This window comes from Nostoc sp. PCC 7107, from assembly GCF_000316625.1.
Lineage (GTDB): Bacteria > Cyanobacteriota > Cyanobacteriia > Cyanobacteriales > Nostocaceae > Nostoc_B.
Window position 1 is genome coordinate 5433934 of record NC_019676.1, and the last position, 20401, is coordinate 5454334.

The following is a 20401-nucleotide window of genomic DNA, read 5'->3' on the forward strand; positions in this document are numbered from 1 at the left end:
GATTTCAGCGTTTATTTATCTGCTATTTCACACATAATTTATACTTGATTCTAGCTGGCAACTCCTAAATTATCTTCAGATAAATAAGTCACAATATATCAATTATTACCAAATCTATACAGCTTGAATTAGTACTTACATCTATCATCAAATACCCTTGACAATGGCAATATTTCCATCTTATGATTCCTGGGTGATGGAAATTAGTGCTATCATTAATTCTCAAATTTCAAGAGTACCCAAAACAGAGGGACAAATAAATTAATCTCATCTGTGTTTTTTCATCCTGGTATCTATGCAGATCAGATGAAATATAGTTTATATTTATTTGTCTAGAAATCGGTTTTCAATTCGATAATATTGGGGCTAACTTTGGACAAGTTGCTACCTCCTCCTCGTTATGCAAATCTGCCAAAATCCCAATTGTTCAAATCCCTTCAATGCTGACGGCAATAGATTTTGCATAAGTTGCGGACACAACAGTTTTGGCAAACTGCTGAGAAACCGTTACCGCGTATTAAAACTATTAGGCGAAGGTGGATTTAGTAAAACTTACGCAGCTGAAGATGCAGATAGACTAGATGCACCTTGCGTCATTAAACAATTCTTTCCGCAAATTCAAGGAACCGGACAACGTACAAAAGCAGCAGAATTCTTCAAAGAAGAGGCATTTCGACTGTATGAACTAGGAGAAAATCATAGCCAAATTCCCAGATTATTAGCTTACTTTGCCCAAGGTTCGAGTTTATATTTAGTCCAAGAATTTATCCAAGGCAGAACACTCTTAGAAGAAGTTCAAGAGCAAACTTTTAATGAAGAGAAAATCCGCAAAATATTAACTGATTTATTACCAGTATTAGAATTTATTCATGCTTGTAATTTCGTCCATCGAGATATCAAACCAGAAAACATCATCCGGCGTGATAGCGATGGCAAATTAGTATTAATTGACTTTGGTGGGGCAAAACAAGTAACCCAAACCAGCATAGCTAGACAAGCTACAGTAATTTATACAATGGGTTATGCTCCCAGTGAGCAAATGGCTGGTTTTGCTTGTCCTGCTAGTGATTTATATGCTTTGGGGGTCACTTGTGTGCGGTTGCTAACACAATGTTTACCCATCCAAGATGCTTACGGACAAATTAAAGACCCGCTTTATGATGCCATGAACGGTCAGTGGTTATGGCAGGAATATTTAGATGCACAAGGTATTTATATTAGCGAAGATTTAAGAAAAATTTTAGATAAATTATTGGAACATTTAGCAAGTGATCGATATCAATCAGCAACGGAAGTTTTGAATGATTTGAAATCGGCCAAAACCGTAATTATTGAACCACAAATAACACAAGCGACATTCATAAAATTACCAACAGAAGCAAAAATTATTAAACCCTTACCGCCCTTAAAAAGCTGTGAATTTGCAGTAGTTACAGTAGACACAGGCGGTAGAGAAGTTAATCGCGATCGCACCACCGCCGAATTTTTTGTGGAAGAATTGAGTAAAGGCGTAACCTTAGAAATGTTAGCGATTCCCGGTGGTACTTATTTAATGGGTTCTCCCACCTTTGAAGGCGATGCAGATGAACGTCCCCAACATCGAGTAGCGATCGCACCCTTTTTTATGGGTAAATATCCTATCACCCAATCACAGTGGCGTGCTGTTGCAGGCTTACCCAAAATCAAACAAACCTTAAATCCCTACCCTTCTAAATTTAAAGGACTTAACCGCCCCGTAGAAAACGTTTCTTGGCACGAAGCAGTAGAATTTTGCATTCGACTTTCCCAACAAACCGGAAGGGAATATCGCCTCCCCAGCGAAGCCGAATGGGAATATGCTTGTCGCGCTGGTACTACCACATCCTTTCACTTTGGCGAAAAAATCACCACAGAACTAGTCAACTACAGCGATAGCGATACCTATTTGACGGAATCTAAAACCAGATATCGCAAAGAAACCACCGATGTAGGTAATTTTCAAATCGCCAACGCCTTTGGATTGTACGATATGCACGGGCTAGTTTGGGAATGGTGCGCTGACCCTTGGCACAACAATTACCAAGGCGCACCCTCAGATGGCAAAGTTTGGGAAGATGGCGGTGATAATAACCGCCGGGTGCTGCGTGGTGGTTCCTGGAACTTCGGTGCAGAACTGTGTCGCAGCGCCAGCCGCAGCTGGAATGAATCAGACGGCGGTTTAAGAATTTGTGGTTTTCGCGTCGTCTTTTCTGTGGGATAGGAATTACGCCGCAAAAGCCTTTGAACCTCTTTATTTCTCAGTGTTCTCTGCGTCTCTGTGGTTCGATATTGTGCAACCTATATGTACATATGTAAGTTTTGTAGGATAAATAGTAAGGCAGTTTAGCTCAGATTTCCTTAATATGAACCAGAATTTAGCACCAGCGAGAGTACCAACACCAGGAAAAATTTTAAGTCGAGAAATAGAAGCCCGTGGCTGGACACAGAAAGATTTAGCCGAAATTATGGGTTGCCCAGTTCAAACTATCAACGAAATTATTCGGATTAACAAGCAAATTACACCTGAAATAGCTATCAAACTCTCACTCGCCTTGGGGACTTCTCCTGAGTTTTGGACTAACTTGGAAGCCAAATATCGCTTTTAATTTTAATTTTTGAATTGAGATATTTTTGTAGTTAAAAGTTTGGCTGTTTTCCTTATATCATTAGTTGGTTTACACTTTCACCCAAAATACAAAATATTTTGACAGTACTTTACTTGGAGTTTCTAGATTGATTGAACATTTCACCGGATTTTATACATCCCGTCCATTCTGGGCTGGTGAGCCTCCCATTGATATTAAAACTCTGCTGAATATTGAAAATCAGACGCAACCCTCTGAAATCCAGAATCAGCTTTATGAGTTAATGTCAGCTATTACATTCTCATACGAAACTAATAACTTCCGACTTTGGATTTGTAAAGATGGAAGGATACTGGTTCACATTAAAGAGTTAGAAAAAGAAATTGACAAAATTAGAGATAACGGTGATTTTGAAACAGAAAGCAAATTATTAGGACAGTATTTAAATTATATAAATTGTCTTTATCTTTTGTTAGATGCTGTTTTAATTGAATTTAAACAGTTCTCATACTTTAATTTATCAGAAATTACAAATAGAGATGTAATTCGTATACGGTTTGAAGATGGTAACTGTGACGTAGAAATCATTGCAACTGAAAGTCTAACTTCTATCTACCAAAAAGGACGTTATTTGTTTACATACGACAATATTTTTAGTATGTATCATCGACACTCTCTTTCCAAAGATGTTTTTGATTTATTATTTGCTAAATACTCAATTGCTACAGCTAATACTAGTCTGCTGAACAACCTTGCTGAAGTAGCCAAGAGCTTATCAGAATATAAAATTGGAAATTACTCTACTTCGCTAGTTTTAGCTTGGTTTGTGAGTGAGTCAGCAATCATCAGAATATGGAATAAATACCTTGACTCTTCTAATCGGGATTATCCTGATGGAATTCGTCGAATTTCAACAGAACGGAAAAAAATACTTACTGGACGTGATTATACGGTAAGTGTCATCTCGAATATCCTTGAGTTATCAGGCATAATTCCATTTCCGACGTACCAAAATATTAATACTGTACGTGGATTTCGGAACAAAGTAGTACATGGTGATTCTAACTTTACTTGTAGCGCTGAACATTGCCAAAAGGCGATTGAACTAGCTCTTAATCTTACATTGGAAGGAACTGGTTTAAAGGTATTACCTAACTACACACGTTCACTCCCTGGATTATGAAGTGTTCAGCAATTTTTGCTATTAATTAATAGTTTCTAATCACATAAAGCTAAATCAAACCAGAAAGTTGTACCGATGCCAATTTCACTTACCAAGTGAACTTTACTCCCATGTCTTTCCACAATATTTCTGACAATTGATAAACCCAAACCAGTACCTTCTAAAGTATGAACTCGGTTTTCCACACGGAAGAAGCGGTCAAAAATTGCCTGTTGGTCTTCTGAGCCGATACCAATACCAGTATCAGATATTTCCACGCGCACACGCGGAGACTGATTAGGAGCGTGGGGTTTGGGATCTAATTGGTAGGTGCGGATAGCTACTTTACCCCCCGCTTTGGTAAATTTCAAGGCATTTCCGACTAAATTAGCTAATACTTGGAGTAACAAATCATAATTACCCAAAACTAGCGGTAAATTAGGTGCAACTTCTTGAATCAGTTCAATACCTTTATCTTTAGCGTTGAGTTGATAAGTTCGCAGTGTTTGTTCAATAGCTTGGGCGAGATCTACGCCATCAAAGTTGTAACTCCGACCAGATTCTAACTTAGACAAGTCTAAAACATCGTTAACTAGACGAGTTAGGCGATCGGTTTCATGGTTAACTGTTTTGAGAAAATCCTGACGCTGTTCTAGACTCAAGTCTTCGCCGTAGTCGTGCAGCGTTTCAATAAAAGATTTGATATTGAATAACGGTGTGCGGAGTTCATGGGAAACGTTACTGATAAATTGACCTTTAGCTTCGTTGAGTTCTACTTCCCGCGTAATATCTTGTACAGTAATCGCAATTCCTTTAATACTTTCCCGTTGGAGATTGAGTACTGTAGTTAATAAAATCCGAATTGTGCGCTTGGTTGGTTGGTTGAGATGAATACGGAATTCAGCGCTATCGCACTCACCCGCAGCCATTTCGTAAAGGGGACGAGTGATTTCCATCTGAATAGCTGGGGGTAATTGATGTAAAACATTACTACCTACAACATCATGGCCTTCCCAGCAAAAAATCCGGCGTGCTGTGGGGTTGACTAAAATCACCTGCATGTTGTTGTCAATCAACACCGCACCATCAGCAATAGTGGAAACTAGGGTTTCTAGCTTGGCTTTTTCGGCAGTGAGTTCTTCAATATTTTGTTCTTCATAGCGTTCTAGACGCTCTGCCATATCATTGAAACTGAGAATTAACTCTCCTAGTTCGCCACCTAGGGGTAAATCGATACGCTGTTTGAAATTTCCAGTGGCGATTTGTTTCACACCAACCAGCAGTTCTTTAATTGGCTTGGTGATGGTTAAAGCGTTAATTACCCCAGCTAAAATTACCATTACCCAAATTGTGATAAATACGGCGATGGTGACATCACGAGTGAAATTAGTGGAAATAACTGCTGTTTGGTTGGGGTTGATGCCAATAGCCAATACACCCAGGTATTTTTTGTTAACGATGAGGGGTACAAATACATCGGTGACGATGCCATCTGGAGTGTTATGTTGCCGCACCATTGGCTTATCGTTATCACCAGGATAATCTTCTGGCAATTGTATGCGCCGCTCAATTGTCAACAAAGAGTTTTCCACCTCTCGTTCCCAAAAGGGAATGCCAAAAAAGATTTTGCCGCTTTCGTCAGCGTAGAGCATATACCTCACACTGGAAGTACTGCTGTAAAATCTTTGGGAAAATTGGGCAACCTCAGTGAGATTATTTTCCGCAACGAGAGGGGTAACGTTAGCAGCAAGCAGTAGTCCCAAATCGCGGCCGAATCGGGTGTCATTCAGACGGGCATCTTGCTGAATTGTATTTACAGCCCAAAAGGTCAGACCACTCATCACCAAAGAAACCACTAACGTGGCAACAGCTAGAAGCTTAGTTTGGAGGGTGAAATCTGACCACCAATTGGCGATAGCTTCTCGGATTGTTTTTAACAGAGCTAACATTTTTAATACAGTTGTTAGTAGTTTTTGTGATAAACCCCAACAACTAAAAAATTAACAGTTAATTTGTTCAACATGGTAGGGGCTAGAGTTAATATCATTGACTCAGCACTCAGTACTCAGCACTTTATAGCCAATGTCTCTCCTATAATATATTCCTTCAAACTGAATGAAATGCAGACCTGTGTAAGCTTGGGCGATCGCTTGCGGAAAATTTTCTCCTGTGCCAGTCACATTTAATACCCTTCCCCCATCAGTGACAACTTGCTGTTGGTCGTTCAAGTTTGTCCCGGCATGAAATACGGTAACTCCCGCTGCTGCTGCTGCGTCAATGCCAGTAATTACCTTGCCCCTTTGATAATCCCCTGGATAACCACCAGAGGCCGCCACCACAGTAGCCGCTGCGCCACTGTGCCAAGCGATGGGGGGCAGTTCCGCCAACCGCTGCTGTACACAAGCCAGGATTAAATCTATCAAGGGTGTGGCTAACAATGGCAAAATCACCTGGGTTTCAGGATCACCAAAGCGACAGTTAAATTCCAACACCTGAAAGTCGCCTTCCGGTGTAATCATCAAGCCGGCGTAAAGCACACCACGATAGTCTATGCCTTTAGTGCGGAGAGTGGCGATCGCTTTCTCTAAAACTTCTGTTTGCACCCGTGACATTAATTCTGGTGTGGCAATGGGCGCTGGGCAGTATGCCCCCATCCCCCCAGTATTATCGCCTGTATCACCCTCACCGACTCGTTTATGGTCTTGGGCTGGTAACAGGGGGCGAATTGTTAACCCATCTGTTAAAGCTAAAACTGATACCTCTTGCCCAATTAAACACTCTTCAATTACAACAAACTCACCAGCACTGCCGAACTGCCCTTGGAAAATGGCATCAATGGCGCTCTCCGCTTGTTCTATTGTGGTGGCAACTGTTACACCCTTCCCGGCTGCCAAGCCATCGGCTTTGACAACTATCGGCACACCTTGAGCTTTAATATATGATTTAGCTGCCCCAGCCTCCGTAAATACCGCAGCCTTAGCAGTCGGAATATCAGCTTCCTGCATCAGTGCCTTTGCCCAAGCCTTGCTGGCCTCAATTTGCGCCCCGGCTTTGACAGGGCCAAATACCATTAGTCCTTGCGCTTGTAAGTAGTCTGTAATTCCCTTCGCCAGTGGGACTTCTGGCCCGACCACTACCAAAGAAATGTCATTTGCTAGGGCGTATTGGCTGATACCTGCAAAATCATCGACTGCTAAGGGCAAATTCTGACACCTTGCCATCTTGGCTGTACCACCATTTCCAGGTACACAAACCACTTGTTCAACTTGCTCTGATTGCAATAACTTCCATGCTATGGCGTGTTCACGCCCTCCATTACCGACAACTAAAACTTTCACTGATTTCCTCTTACGTCCCTTGTGACATGAGAATACTCTAGGAAGTCAAAAGTCAAAAGTCAAAAGTCAAAAGACTTCATCTCCCCAACCTTTGCGCTATTGCCAATGACAGCTATGTACTAGAACTACTCGCGGATCAATTTTTCACTAATTTAGGTACTGATGCAAGTCCTTGATCAGGCAAAGGTATAAATAAACTTACTGACAGCATATTTCTTGTTAATAAAAGTACATTATTTAGGTAATAAAACTAGGTAGAGAGACTATGATGATTCCGACTTCGGAATTCTACTGTAATTATTATGTTTGAAATTAAATTAATCTTAGGTAATATACGTAAGTAATTTTGCTATATTTTCATGATTAATTTAAACATTACTGCTAAATGGTGACGTTTCTACAAGATAAGTATTAACCTGTGAATATTGCAGTCAGGGAAATATTAGAAAACAGGTAAATAGAGAACATGGCGAAAATTATTGTGACGGGAGCGGCAGGTTTTATTGGTTCTCACATTACAGAAGTGCTGCTACAACAAGGAGAAGAAGTAATCGGTATTGATGAATTTAATGATTACTACGATCCAATATTCAAACGTAAGAATGTTGCTCATTTAAGCTGCTGGCCGAACTTTAAATTAATTGAAGGAAATATTCAGTTTTTGGATTGGCAAACCTTACTCCAAGATGTGGAAATTATTTACCATCAAGCAGCACAAGCAGGAGTTAGGGCTAGTTGGGGTGATGGTTTCCGTGCTTATACTGAACGTAATATCAATTCTACACAAGTTTTATTAGAAGCAGCCAAGGATGCAAAAAAACTCAAAAGATTGGTGTTTGCTTCCACATCTAGTGTTTATGGTGATGCGGAAACTTTACCAACTCATGAAAGCATTTGTCCCCATCCGGTTTCACCCTATGGCATTACTAAGTTAGCCGCAGAACGTTTGTGTGGGCTATATCAGAAAAACTTTAATGTGCCGATTGTGGCATTACGCTATTTTACAGTGTATGGGCCGAGACAACGCCCAGATATGGCATTTCATAAATTTTTCAAAGCTGTTTTGCAGGATCAAGCAATTCCAATTTATGGGGATGGACAGCAGACACGAGACTTTACTTTTGTGAGTGATGTTGTTGCGGCAAATTTGGCTGCGGCTAATATAACGGAAGCAGTTGGTAAAATTTTAAACATTGGTGGTGGTAGCCGAGTTGTGTTAACAGAAGTTTTGGACACAATGGCAGAAATTGTCGGTAAACCTATTCAGAAAAACTACATTGAAAAAGCAATGGGAGATGCACGCCACACTGCGGCCGATATATCCCAAGCCCAGAAAATTTTGGGATATCAGCCGCAAGTGTCGCTGCGGGAAGGATTAGCACAAGAATGGCAGTGGGTGAAAGGATTATATTAAATGAGCAAGATTTGGATGTAATGCGATCGCATTTGAGGAGTAAAAGTCACAAATTTCTGAAAACTTCAGCGATCGCTTTTTTGGAGATATGCGATCGCTGTATCTTAGAAGCATTATTCTTAGGTCAGGCGTAGGTTGAGTTGAGGCTTTGCGAAATCCAACATTTTCAGGATTTTATTGGGTTACGCTTCGCCTATTAGTGTAAATGCTGCCCAGTTAATTGGTAGAGAATTTTCTTTAATTCTGCCTAACATGGCTTGGCGTAATGCTTGGGCTTTATCTGGATTTTTTTGCAGATGTTGATAAAACTCAGTCATGAGTAACTGCGTTTCTTCATCGGGAACTAACCACAGGGAAACTAACACACTGGGAACACCAGCAGAAATTATCGAACGAGATAAACCAATCACACCATCACCGGTGATGCGTCCCCTTCCAGTTTCACAAGCACTGATGACAAATAATTCGGCTTGCAGTTTTAAATCTAATATTTCTTCAGCAGTGAGTAAGCCATTACCTGTTTCTTGTTGATTTTTTGGGTTTGGTGCTAATGCAATCCAACTGCCTAAACCGCGAATATCATCAGCCCATCCATGAGTTGCTAAATGAATAATTCGGGCTTTTGGTAGCAGTTTTAAAATTTGGTTTTTGGTTGCATCTTTACCGACGATGGCTTTGGTATTTAATAGCCGCGCAATTTCTTTAGCTTCAATTTCTGCACCGGGTAAAGCTTCTAATTGTTCTGGTTTGTCCCCAGGTTTGTAAGCGACACGGGGCATGATGGGATTACCAACAACTAAGGCATTTTGATTTGATGTGTTTCGTGTTTGGAGCCTTTGTTTATGAGTTAAATCTAATACTTGAATTGACGGTGCAGTGAGGATGGTATGTTTTTCAATGAGGTATTTATTGTCTGCATCTTTTAAGGCTGGGAAAGGCACAAAAAATAGAGATGCTTGAGGAATAAAAATAATATGAGCATTAGGGTCTTTGGGTAATTCTTGGGCGATTGGTTGAATCAGAATTTCATGGAGTTGCTGTAGAGGTTTTTTCCAAAGACGAGTGTTTGTACCAAGAATACTTTTAACTAAATTTTCCAGGTTGGTGTTTTGTTTTTGCCACAATGGTTTAAGGTCTTGGCTGTGAAATGTGACTTTACCGTTAGGTTTGATTACCCAAATATACAGTTCTGATTCTTGCGTTTGTTCTTTACCTTCTACCTTGAAGTCATCGTAAATAATTGAGTACTGCACTAAGGTAGCGTTTTGCTGTTTGGCAATTTGTTTTATCTCACCTATTGTTGGTGCGGAGAGCAATTTCATTTCGTTGCTATCTTTATTCAAGCGAGATGAGAGTAATTCAACAAACGCTCTGGCGCGTCCGCGTTCGGATATTTCTAAAGCTGCATCGGTTTTATTTTGAGCGATGAGGACTTTTTGTAAAATGCGGTAAGTGCGACTTTGTTGCTCGAAAATAGAGACTTTATTAGTATCATTTAATTTTTGATCCCGCAGAGATTCCCGAACTTGAATTCCTTCATACAGTGTTTTCTCGGCTGCGGGGAGATTACCAGATTTGTAGAAAGCCAGTCCTAAATTGTTTAAAGCTATACCCTCACCCAGACGGTCTTTGATTTCACGGGCGATGGCTAATCTTTGCTGCTGGTATTCAATTGCTTTTGGGTAGTCTCCTAGAAGATAGTAAACATTACCGAGATTGCCTAGTGCATTACCTTCACCAAGACGGTCTTTGATTTCACGGGCAATGGCTAATCTCTGCTGCTGGTAGTCAATGACTTTTGGGTAGTCTCCTAGAGAGACGTAAGCAAGACCGAGATTTCCGAGTGACTGTCCTTCACCAAGACGGTCTTTGATTTCACGGGCGATGGCTAAACTTTGCTGCTGGTAGTCAATGACTTTTGGGTAGTCTCCTAGTGAATAGTAGGCATTACCGAGATTTCCGAGTGACTGTCCTTCACCACGACGGTCTTTGATTTCACGGGCGATGGCTAAACTTTGCTGCTGGTAGTCAATGACTTTTGGGTAGTCTCCTAGTGAATAGTAGGCATTACCGAGATTTCCGAGTGACTGTCCTTCACCACGACGGTCTTTGATTTCACGGGCGATGGCTAAACTTTGCTGCTGGTAGTCAATGACTTTTGGGTAGTCTCCTAGTGAATAGTAGGCATTACCGAGATTGCCTAGTGCATTACCTTCACCAAGACGGTCTTTGATTTCACGGGCGATGGCTAAACTTTGCTGCTGGTAGTCAATGACTTTTGGGTAGTCTCCTAGTGAATAGTAGGCATTACCGAGATTGCCTAGTGCATTACCTTCACCACGACGGTCTTTGATTTCACGGGCGATGGCTAATCTCTGCTGCTGGTATTCTATGGCTTTGGGGTAGTTTCCTAGTAAATCGTAAGCAACACCGAGATTTCCTAGTGCTTTACCCTCACCTTGACGGTCTTGAATTTCACGATAAATATTGAGTGCTTGTTGCCAAGACTGTAATGCTGCTTCAAATTGACTGATTTGATACTGCTGAACACCTTGGTCTAACAGTCTATCTGCTTCGGCTTTGCGTGGGTTTGGGGTTTGTGCTGAAGCGACTAAGTTGGAATTGAGGAGAAAATTTAGTTTGGGTAAATCTAAGTTGATGCTGATAGTTGTAGTCAGCAAGGCGATGAGGGCATATTTGCAGAGTTTGAAGTGCATGGGTTTAATTTGTAATTTGTAATGACGCTTGCGGACTCGTGCTTCTCTACAAAACACTGGGCGAAGCTGCGTTTACGTAATTTTTAATGAAAAAGGTTAGATTTAGTCTAAGTTTATAGGTTTTTATCTGTAGCGTTTATAAAAGATTCATTCATGAGCATCAAAGACTCATTAATGGAGTTCTAAGACTCATTCACAAATATCAAAGACTCATTAATGGAGTTCTAAGACTCATTCACAAATATCAAAGACTCATTAATGAAGTTCCGAGACTCATTCACGAGTATCAAAGACTCATTAATGAAGTTCCGAGACTCATTCACGAGTATCAAAGGCTCTTAAAATCTCACAGTCATGAATGAGCAAGATTTGGATGTAGTGCGATCGCAAATTTTGAGTAACCCCAAAAATACGCATACATCTTGCACCTGACGATTAAAATCGTCGGGGCTAGGTGCAAGATATGTGTTTGGGCTTATATATTAGCGTGTATGGCGGAAAACTAATTACTCCCATTGATCCAATTCATGACTGCGGTTGCGAAGTAAGCTATTAATTTGGGTGCGGTGAGTTTCAAAGTTGGCGGCGATATAAATGAGTAAAATGCCCAGTAGCAAACCAATCACCCATTTTAAAAACGGGTAATTTAAGCTAAGAATGACTAATTGATAAATGCTGGTAATTAAAAAAGTAGCTGTCCCGACATAGAGAAAAGCGCGAATCCGCAAAGCTAATCCGGCAAAAATAGCAATGAGACTGAATATTCCGGGAATAAAAACTCTATTTTGATGAAAGAACAGCGCCCATCCACAAATTAAACTCATACCTACAAGTCTGACAATGTGCCGAGATGATTTATATTCAGGTAGTTTTAGCTGTGGATCAATTTGGGCAATGTACAACAGTGATAATCCACTGGCGGTAAAATACCACAAGGCATCAGTGAGATTTAATTGATGCAACCATTTAAATAATGCCCAATCAATTAAGGCGACGCTGATATATGTCACCCGGATATTGTTACTCACCTTAGCTAAGATGAGGTAAAATCCCGCGACTATGAGCAGTGTCATTGGGTAAACTGGCAGTCTAGTTTCCCATAAAATTATTAATGGCAGAATGTATGCAGCAAGTTGCCAAGGTCTTTTTGACCAACCCCAATTTTCCCAAGGTAAGCTGTATAAGAAGTAAGCTGTTAAACAAGCAATAGCCCCATTCCAAGGTACTAACGGCCCGGTTATCCACTGTCCAACGGCAGTTTCTCGCCAATAAACTCGCATTCCGGCTGCTTCTAATAAGCCGAGGTAAACCCACATTTCTTCTACGGTGATTCTGCCCAGAACACGGGGCGAATTACTAGTACCTCGTCCTTGAAAAATGGCATACACAATTAATAATGCCCCTGTACCCAATCCCACAAGACGGTTACTTTGAATGGGCAAGGTAATGGCAGCCATTAATAGTACACTACTCCAAGCCCAGTGTAGATGGGCGATGCCTTGGATTTCTGCGCGGCTGAGGCGTAAGTATTGGCTTAACCAAGGGGATAATCGGCTGTAAACTAACATGATGCTTGTCCCCAAAGTGGACATGGCAATTAAAGCATCGCCAAAACCGCCGCCTGTGGCTTGGAACATTTGATAGAACAAGAGTTCATAGGCAGAAATTGATACGCCAATAATGCCAAAGTACAGCAGAGGTTTGAAATCTGGGTGTCGTCTCCCGACACCAATAATGATTAACGCTACACCCAAGGTAAATAAACCTGTCCATTCGGTAAAAGCGTTTAAACGGAGTACAACACTAAATGCGCCATAAACTAAAGGTAAAATATGTAAACTGCTAGGAAGCTTTTCAGGCTGATATCGTCGTCGCCACCATTCCCCTAAAAGTTGGGTGAATAAACCTAAAGCAATATTAGCGATCGCCACTCTAATTGTCGAACGTTCTCCAAAGGCTAATACTTCAGCTAGGAATAATTCTACACACCAACCAATGGCGTAAAATGCCCAATCTGTGGGTTCTCGCCAACTACGATAGGTAATGGCTACTAAAGTAATGGCACTTGCTACTAAATACCATACTCCTGGAGTGACAGCGGCATCATAAACGAAGAATGAGTGTATCGTCAGTGATAATAATGTTGTGAAACATAAAGCGATCGCCCATTTATCACTAGCATCTGCATATATATCTGCTAATTCATGGTTGCGTTGTTGCAATACTTTCCGCATTAACCATAAACTCAAAGTGGCGATCGCACCAACTACTAACCAACCGGCAATAGCTAGGTGGGGTAATCCCGGTATACCTTCCCACAGCAACGCCGCCACAAAACTCAGTCCTAAACCGATGGTGAATCCGGCTGTTGGTTGATTTCTCAGATAGCGGGTGTTGACATACATCACACCTACACCCACAGCCAAACCAATTAATCTTGTTTCGGGTAGGGGGATAGTTAATAACTGCACCATGACTACAGCTAGAAGACTCAAGAAACTTCTGATAGTGCGGCGTTGTGCTGTGGTGCGACTGGCTAAAATTGTTAAAGATAAGGGTGTAATTAACCACATCACTCCCCAATGTGCTTGGCTAAAAGTTACACCATTCCAAGATGAGAGGAGATTTACGCACAAGAGAAAAAAGCTGAATATCGATAATCCTAAGCCAAAATACCATGCACTACGTTGCCATACACCACTGCCAAGACTAAATCCCCATTCTGCCAGCATCAGGGTTAACAAAATACCTGCCCAGTAGTAATAGGAGAGATTTGGTAATAACCAATCAATTACAGAAAAAATTGCCAGTAATCCTAGGGCGTGAGTCAGGTAGATTAAAGGCGTGGAAGATGGTGAACGGCGTTTGGTGACAACAACCAGGGTAATGGTAGAAAAAACTAAATTTAGCGATCGCAAAGTAGGATTAATTGTGGCGATAGTAGTTAAACTAGTGCCGAATAATAGTGCGAGTGCTTCGCCAAAATTCGCCAAATCTCGTTTCTCGGTGTGACGCAAGCGATCGCCCAACCATACCATAAAGATTAAATAAGGAAATAATGCCAAACTCAGCAACGCCCAAGGTTCATTTTGCGCCTGCGTGAGATTTGTGGCAATTGCGATCGTCCATTGTTGCATTCCCAGGGGGACTAATCGCCAACCCAGCCAAATCGACTGTAAGCCAATAGCGAACAACGCCGCTAAGTCAAAATTTAGGTTGTATCTCTGCAAACGCTGACTTACATACCACAAAGCCAAACCACTCACAGCCAAAGCTTGCCCTGGATAATCGACTACAGCGACAGCCCAACCAAGGAAGAGTAAAATACCTCCCAATAATTCCCAAAAAGTATTGAGTGCTGGGTGCTGAGTATTATATACCTCTGCCTCCTGCCCCCTGCCGTCTGCCTCCTGCTGCTGTACTAACCAAGTAATCAACCAACCGCAGACACCAATGGCTAAACCCAGTTGAGTGACATTTACCCCAGCGACAAAAATTGCTCGTGATAGCAGTAATATCAGCGAATAAACAATGACAGTAACAAATAAACTGAGTTGATTTTCGGCGTTAATACGTTGTTGGCGACGAATGTAATATACAGTCAGTAGAGTTGTCCCAATCATCGCTGCATACACAGCAATTAAAGGAAAAACCTTGATTTTCCAACCCCAATGTAAATAACTCAACGCCAGGATATTGATGAGGGGTAACTTGCTAATGCGGGAGTTGGGAAAAACTGTACGATTTTGGCAGAGTAAAACTGTAATGAAAGTTAGGGTAGGAGCAGCGATCGCAACTGTCAACCAATTAAGCGGATTTTGCCACAACCCGAAACTATCCATTGCCCAAAAATTCACAGGCACAAGAAATAAGGTGACAATCAACAATGTCTGAGTTGTTAATCTCAGATTAGCTTGTTTAGCAGTCCAAAAACTTAAACCCCAAAACGTTAAAGTATAGACAAATAAAACCCCATACTGTCCCGCAGCAGGAAACCTTTCCCACTGACTTGCAGCTAATACCCCAGAGGATAGTACGACTAAAAATACACCTAAAAATAATAGCCAGCGCACACTCAACTCTTCCCCCAGAGATTGCAACATCTGAGTGACAAAATTGGGTTGAGTAGGCTGTTTTGGCGGTGGTGGCGAATAAGCAATTAATGGTTTTTCAGCCTGTCTCGGAGTTGCAACTGCTACCTGTGGTTCTGGTGCGCCTTGCGGCTGTAACACTACTGCACAAGTGAGATATTCTCGACATAGCTGCTTAACTTGGGCATCAGATATTAAACCTAAGCGTAGCCATAAATCCAATCCTTCCAATAGCTGCGGATGGGAAGATGGTAGAGTCAGGTGAATTTTTAACGGGCGCTCTGGGGACGATGACATAAGTGTCAGCCGTGTAGGTATATACTTAATCTTGTTTTGGGTAAAGTATATCTTGACTCAACTTGTGCCAGTTAGTAGAGCGATCGCTAGAATATCTTAAGGTAGTAGCAAAATCCCGATTCCTTAAGATTAACTAATGGGACGAAAATATATTATCTTCCGTGCCGAAATGACCGAAGAACAGTAACTAGGGTTGAGGAATATTCCGCAGAACTGCCAATCAGTAATGTTGAAGCAATAGTTATTTGTTACTGCCGTTATTCTCCTATAACTATATATTTAGAGGCGTTGTCCCAAATTCAGTATGCACAAAAGTTACAAGAAGTTTAGCTAAAACATTTGATTGAGATATGGTTGGAGGATTATTGATAGAGAAGCCATGAGTGAATTAATCCATGACAAAATTCAGGAGTTAAAGAGATTAACCAATAGGTTACTCCCTGTAGCGGAAGCATTGATTGAACTTATTCAATTACGCTCACGGTTTGCATATGACACTGATGATCATAAACCACTAATTAATTTATCAAATTCGGTTGATATTGAATCTTTAAAAGATGTAAAAAGAAAATTAAATAACCTTGACTATTTTCAAAAAGAGTCACTTTCCATTGATGACAAAAAGATGATTATTGGTATTGAAGATGATGTCAAACTTGCCCAAGAAAGATTACAAAGTTTGTTTAAGCATTCGATTATTCCTATATCCGTTAGAGAAGAATTAACTCGAATAGCTTTTTCTCAAATTGGGCATGATGATCTGCGGAAAGAATCAGAGGTTCACTGCCAAATAATCAGCAAATTTTTAGATTCAATTAACCTAACGCTAAAAAACAAATTCGGAGATTCATAAATAGAAAATAAAAATAGCGAAAATTTTTTGGTGAATATATTAGTAAGTGTAGATTTACTAGATGATTATACGGTAGCTATCATAGGTGCTATGACGGCAATTGAGTTGCGTAAAGTCCGTGTCGAAACTCTAGCGCGCAAGGACAAGGAAAGAAAAAATAAAATTGTTAAATGGATTAGTCTTTACATAGTTGGTTTAATAGCTTTCGCTTTAATTGTTTTGATAGCAATCTTTTCTTATAAGCGAAATGAATTTACTTCATGGTGTGGGGACTCTCTATCTACATGTATTGTGCCAATTATCAAAGTACCTTTTCAAGTAATTATATGGAGTTTTATTGGTAGCTTTGCCGCAACTTTATACCGCTTTAATCGCCAGTCCATTTACCAGTTTAGTGATTTAATCAAATGGATGTTTACCCGACATGTACAAGGAGTTGTGCTAGGATCAGTTTTTTATCTAGTCATAGTTTCAGGAATTTCTATCCTTTCTGGAAATATAGAAAACTCTACAGGCAGGGAAGTAAAAAGTGATGAATTAATACTTATTCTTTCATTCCTAATTGGTTTCAGTGATAGGTTTGTTGACAGTGTTTTTAATACCTTGATTGATCGATATAGTCCCTCAAGGACTAACGGTAGTAACAATAAACGGAGAAAAGTTATTAGGAGTTTCAATCATAGGTAGCGCATATAATCGAGAGATCATGATTCTGAAACCATGAAAGCTACAACAAGAGTGAGCATTGATAAGTTTATTCTCAGGAAAACCCTTGGCTGAAGGATATCTTGATTTATTACCCATCCGCTTCTTTACCTTTCAGGTAGTGGGTTTACCAATGGATAGTAGCGATCGCATTGTTTGGCAATTTGAGCCTGTTTATATCAACACAAAAATCTGTAGGGCTGTATAGATGCACCCCTCTGCGTAACTTTACGTTTACCTCAGCGCCTCTCTGGGTTTAAAAACATTACTCATACCCTCCCAAAGTAGAATCACCGAGAAAATTTCACAAACACCTTATCACCCTTAATCTGAACTAAATATGACTGTAAAGGTACATCAGCCGTCAAACATTGCCCAGTATCTAGTTGATATTGAAATCCGTGTACAGGACAGGTGATGATCCCATTTTCCACTTTACCAGTATCCAGGGGCGAGGCTAAATGAGAACAAGCGTTGCGGTAACAGGTAATGCGATCGCCTTGCCGATATAAAATGAGCGCATGTCCGGCAACTTTTGGAGCATATATGCCTAAATCGGGAATTTGCTCAACAGTTGCTACCCTCACCCAAGCAGTTGTAATTGTGGGCGGAAAAGGAGTAGTTAAACCAGTGTTGGTATTATCTACCGTAGAGCGATCGCCAACCGCAACTACGTTATTAATTTCTGGACAATAATTTTTGATTGACTGTTCCACTCCCTGAGATAAAGTCAAATGAGAAGCTGGACAACTACTGCAAGTTCCTATTAATTTAACTTCTACAGTATCAGGTGGTTTAAAGGCGACTAATTCTATATCTCCATTGTGACTTTTTAATCCCGGACGGACTTCTTCTAAGGCGGCTTGAATGCGTTGTAATATTGGTGGAAGTGGTGGTTTAACTAAGTCATGATACAGCAAAACTGCATACACAACCTCATCATCCGCAGCCTGACGCAAAGCTGAAATTGATTCTTGTTTGAGGCTTTTAATCAACCGTGTCAATGCTTCTTTATGCAAAGCTTCAATCGCTCGTTTCAGACCGACAGCTACACACCTTTGACTTTCATCCCACTCAGATATAATTGCCTCAAAGCGGTTAATTTCTTCAACGAATTCTTCGAGGTTTGTCATTAACAAAAGTATGAAGTGTGAAATTATGGTGATTATTGACTACTTAATTACTTCATCTTGAAATCTTTCAGTAAGAAAGGCATCAAAGCACCTGTAATTAAGCTAGATAGAGTTATGGGAATACACAAAGGAATTTCTATTTGGGCAAGTCCTATTAGTGATAGCAAACCAACACCAACGCCAATGGCAGTTTGCTGCACAAAATACATAGGGTCGCGTAATAGCTTACCTTGGAAAAATAACTTAGCCGAAAACCAACCTAACTCAAACATATTTCTTCCTAATAATTGTTCAATAGGGTTAACAAAGCAAAACCTAAAAGCATCGCAGGAATCGCCCCAGCCGGAGCAAATAAAGCCCCCAACATTGCCGAAAAAGAATAACCAATATCTTTACCTGCTAATATCATGCCGCCAATTGCACCGCCAATCATCGAAATGATTGTTGCTATAACTAACCATACTGTTCCAGTAACTATATTCAGGTCACTAGATACCATACTCGTGAGAAAATTACTCACATTAAAATTGCTCAATAACTCACTCATATTTTCTTCCTTAGCGACCTTCGCGTCCTTTGCGGTTCGTTAATAAATCTAGCCTGTAAGCCTAGCTAATAGACCTAATTTCTCCTTCTACATCTTTTAATGCCTGTGCTACTAACTCAGCTTGTTCCAACTGTTGATGCTCGGTAAAAATTGACCAAGATTCTTGATAGTAACTACGGGCTTGCAGAAGATTTTGGGGATTACCTAATTCGGGTTTTTCAGGATTATCAGGTAAGTTGAATAAAGCATTAGCTTTGTTGGAAATTGTGTTAGCATATTCTAAAGGTGTATCTCTGGAATTACGCACCTTTAACGCCTCGTTATATGCGGCGATCGCCTTTAAATTATTCTCTACCGGATGAGAACTGAGTAAATACTGCAAAGCATTACCTAAGTTGTTTTGCAACATCGCATATTCTCTAGGATGATCAATCAGATTAATATGCTTCAGGGCAACTTCAAAAGATTGCACTGCTAACCCCTGACGCAAATATTCCCGTTCTGAAGCCATCGGCATCGACAGGTAAGCGATCGCAATATTGTTGTATAAAATCGCATAATCTTGCGGGTAATCTTCCCAAGTAAACACCCGCAAAGCTTCATGATAGGCCTGGATACTATCACTGATTCGGGCTAAGTTATAAGGCGCTAGAGATTGCAACACTAACCCATAATTCATCTGCGCCTCTGCAACTTCCTCCGGCGTGGCTAATTCTTGTAAAATTGGTAATGCTTCCTCATAACCAGCCTTGGCTTGCAGCAGCAATTCCGTATCCGCTTGGGGAATTATCTGTAAAGTCCCAGCCATCCCCACCTGGGCTTTAGCCTTCAGCAGAGGATATTCCTCCCCAGACAGTTCATAAGCACGATAATACAGACCAACAGCATTCCGCAAATCCTGGGCAGTTTTTGGCTTATTTTGAAAACCTTGTGCCATTTCGATAAGCATCTGGATTTTTTCTGCCGTCGTTGCTGACTCCGAAGCGATCGCCGCCATAGCTGCTTTCACAGCCGAATCTGTAATGCTAGGTGTCATAATTACCCTACTCTAGCTATTAAGAAAATTACTCGATTCATGCCCTCAAAATACACAAAAATTTCCTCACGACCAAAGGCTTTTAAAGTATAAAGTGTGAAATAAATACACCCATATATTTCGCTAGAGAGCAATTGATCATGGGTAACTTATTTATGCAGTGGTTTGCAGTGACACATCAAAGCATAAATTTCATACTTCAGACTTCACACTTCCTTCCCCAATTTCCTTACTATAAAACACTCTATTTACAAAATTCTAGAGGGTAATTAACAATATTATGATTAAAATCCTACAAATAATTCATCATAATTATTTTGTGTATCACTAGCAAACAAAATATATTCAATAGACAAAAATACCTATTTCAATCAACCCTATATACCTCCGCTTATCTGCATGATATTTTCTGAATATCCACAAATAATTATTTTTTCTTTAAAAAAATAAAATTAATCTAAAAATACATTATTGTGAAAGATAAACCTCAAAAACAGGTGAGACT

16 protein-coding genes are annotated in these 20401 nt (G+C 40.4%); 7 read left to right on the forward strand and 9 right to left on the reverse strand.

Annotation, left to right across the window (positions count from 1 at the left end; all coding sequences use genetic code 11):
* The first annotated feature begins 400 nt into the window (after positions 1–400).
* The 3 genes from NOS7107_RS23305 (at position 401) to NOS7107_RS23315 (ending at position 3786) form a co-directional block, all read left to right on the forward strand.
* On the forward strand, positions 401–2239 hold the full coding sequence (locus tag NOS7107_RS23305; RefSeq protein ID WP_015115394.1) for a bifunctional serine/threonine-protein kinase/formylglycine-generating enzyme family protein: 1839 nt from the start codon (positions 401–403) through the stop codon (positions 2237–2239).
* Positions 2240–2381: 142 nt separating this feature from the next.
* A complete protein-coding gene (locus NOS7107_RS23310; protein WP_015115395.1) occupies positions 2382–2624 on the forward strand; it encodes a HigA family addiction module antitoxin in 243 nt (80 codons plus the stop codon).
* A 127-nt stretch (positions 2625–2751) separates the two neighbouring features.
* Positions 2752–3786, forward strand: a complete 1035-nt coding sequence (locus NOS7107_RS23315) for an ATP:cob(I)alamin adenosyltransferase (RefSeq protein WP_015115396.1) — start codon at positions 2752–2754, stop codon at positions 3784–3786.
* Between the two features lie 35 nt (positions 3787–3821).
* Here NOS7107_RS23315 and nblS read toward each other — a convergent pair whose 3' ends face one another.
* Together nblS and purD are read right to left on the reverse strand one after the other, a co-directional pair.
* Positions 3822–5714 (reverse strand): two-component system sensor histidine kinase NblS, encoded by a 1893-nt coding sequence (gene nblS / locus NOS7107_RS23320; RefSeq protein ID WP_015115397.1) that lies wholly within the window; start codon positions 5712–5714, stop codon positions 3822–3824.
* A gap of 102 nt (positions 5715–5816) precedes the next feature.
* The gene (gene purD, locus NOS7107_RS23325) at positions 5817–7103 is read right to left on the reverse strand and encodes a phosphoribosylamine--glycine ligase (protein ID WP_015115398.1); all 1287 of its coding nucleotides are present in this window, start codon (positions 7101–7103) and stop codon (positions 5817–5819) included.
* 466 nt (positions 7104–7569) lie between these two features.
* On the opposite strand from purD, the gene NOS7107_RS23330 reads away from it, so the two are divergent.
* On the forward strand, positions 7570–8517 hold the full coding sequence (locus tag NOS7107_RS23330) for an NAD-dependent epimerase/dehydratase family protein (RefSeq protein ID WP_015115399.1): 948 nt from the start codon (positions 7570–7572) through the stop codon (positions 8515–8517).
* Here NOS7107_RS23330 and NOS7107_RS29760 read toward each other — a convergent pair.
* The 3 genes from NOS7107_RS29760 to NOS7107_RS23340 form a co-directional block, all read right to left on the reverse strand.
* On the reverse strand, positions 8509–8631 hold the full coding sequence (locus tag NOS7107_RS29760; protein WP_301280983.1) for a hypothetical protein: 123 nt from the start codon (positions 8629–8631) through the stop codon (positions 8509–8511). The two genes, NOS7107_RS23330 and NOS7107_RS29760, sit on opposite strands and share 9 nt — an antisense overlap.
* Before the next feature lie 68 nt (positions 8632–8699).
* On the reverse strand, positions 8700–11291 hold the full coding sequence (locus NOS7107_RS23335; RefSeq protein ID WP_015115400.1) for a CHAT domain-containing protein: 2592 nt from the start codon (positions 11289–11291) through the stop codon (positions 8700–8702).
* 449 nt (positions 11292–11740) lie between these two features.
* Positions 11741–15622, reverse strand: a complete 3882-nt coding sequence (locus tag NOS7107_RS23340) for a DUF2157 domain-containing protein (protein WP_015115401.1) — start codon at positions 15620–15622, stop codon at positions 11741–11743.
* Between the two features lie 379 nt (positions 15623–16001).
* Between NOS7107_RS23340 and NOS7107_RS23345 the strand changes: the two genes are divergently transcribed.
* Genes NOS7107_RS23345 through NOS7107_RS29520 form a run of 3 tightly spaced genes read left to right on the forward strand, consistent with a single transcriptional unit; the run spans position 16002 to position 17388 of the window.
* Positions 16002–16475, forward strand: a complete 474-nt coding sequence (locus tag NOS7107_RS23345; RefSeq protein ID WP_015115402.1) for a hypothetical protein — start codon at positions 16002–16004, stop codon at positions 16473–16475.
* Positions 16476–16505: 30 nt separating this feature from the next.
* On the forward strand, positions 16506–17162 hold the full coding sequence (locus NOS7107_RS23350; RefSeq protein ID WP_015115403.1) for a hypothetical protein: 657 nt from the start codon (positions 16506–16508) through the stop codon (positions 17160–17162).
* 58 nt (positions 17163–17220) lie between these two features.
* Positions 17221–17388, forward strand: coding sequence for a hypothetical protein (locus NOS7107_RS29520; protein WP_253274475.1), 168 nt, complete (start codon positions 17221–17223; stop codon positions 17386–17388).
* An 82-nt stretch (positions 17389–17470) separates the two neighbouring features.
* Here the strand turns inward: NOS7107_RS29520 and NOS7107_RS23355 are convergent, their stop codons facing one another.
* From NOS7107_RS23355 to NOS7107_RS23370, 4 genes are all read right to left on the reverse strand, one after another.
* The gene (locus NOS7107_RS23355) at positions 17471–18313 is read right to left on the reverse strand and encodes a NifU family protein (protein WP_015115404.1); all 843 of its coding nucleotides are present in this window, start codon (positions 18311–18313) and stop codon (positions 17471–17473) included.
* Positions 18314–18360: 47 nt separating this feature from the next.
* Entirely contained in the window at positions 18361–18585 is a 225-nt protein-coding gene (locus tag NOS7107_RS23360; RefSeq protein ID WP_015115405.1) for a hypothetical protein, read from the reverse strand.
* An 8-nt stretch (positions 18586–18593) separates the two neighbouring features.
* Positions 18594–18860 (reverse strand): hypothetical protein, encoded by a 267-nt coding sequence (locus NOS7107_RS23365; RefSeq protein ID WP_015115406.1) that lies wholly within the window; start codon positions 18858–18860, stop codon positions 18594–18596.
* Positions 18861–18921: 61 nt separating this feature from the next.
* A complete protein-coding gene (locus NOS7107_RS23370) occupies positions 18922–19896 on the reverse strand; it encodes a hypothetical protein (protein ID WP_015115407.1) in 975 nt (324 codons plus the stop codon).
* Positions 19897–20401: the final 505 nt, after the last annotated feature.

Coding starts and splice junctions, on each gene's coding strand:
- NOS7107_RS23370 (WP_015115407.1), bottom strand. CDS start 19,896: ATGACACCTAGCATTACAGATTCGGCTGTGAAAGCAGCTATGGCGGCG.
- NOS7107_RS23340 (WP_015115401.1), bottom strand. CDS start 15,622: ATGTCATCGTCCCCAGAGCGCCCGTTAAAAATTCACCTGACTCTACCA.
- NOS7107_RS23360 (WP_015115405.1), bottom strand. CDS start 18,585: ATGTTTGAGTTAGGTTGGTTTTCGGCTAAGTTATTTTTCCAAGGTAAG.
- NOS7107_RS23305 (WP_015115394.1), top strand. CDS start 401: ATGCAAATCTGCCAAAATCCCAATTGTTCAAATCCCTTCAATGCTGAC.
- NOS7107_RS23365 (WP_015115406.1), bottom strand. CDS start 18,860: ATGAGTGAGTTATTGAGCAATTTTAATGTGAGTAATTTTCTCACGAGT.
- NOS7107_RS29760 (WP_301280983.1), bottom strand. CDS start 8,631: ATGCTTCTAAGATACAGCGATCGCATATCTCCAAAAAAGCGATCGCTG.
- NOS7107_RS23355 (WP_015115404.1), bottom strand. CDS start 18,313: ATGACAAACCTCGAAGAATTCGTTGAAGAAATTAACCGCTTTGAGGCA.
- nblS (WP_015115397.1), bottom strand. CDS start 5,714: ATGTTAGCTCTGTTAAAAACAATCCGAGAAGCTATCGCCAATTGGTGG.
- NOS7107_RS23310 (WP_015115395.1), top strand. CDS start 2,382: ATGAACCAGAATTTAGCACCAGCGAGAGTACCAACACCAGGAAAAATT.
- NOS7107_RS23330 (WP_015115399.1), top strand. CDS start 7,570: ATGGCGAAAATTATTGTGACGGGAGCGGCAGGTTTTATTGGTTCTCAC.
- NOS7107_RS23345 (WP_015115402.1), top strand. CDS start 16,002: ATGAGTGAATTAATCCATGACAAAATTCAGGAGTTAAAGAGATTAACC.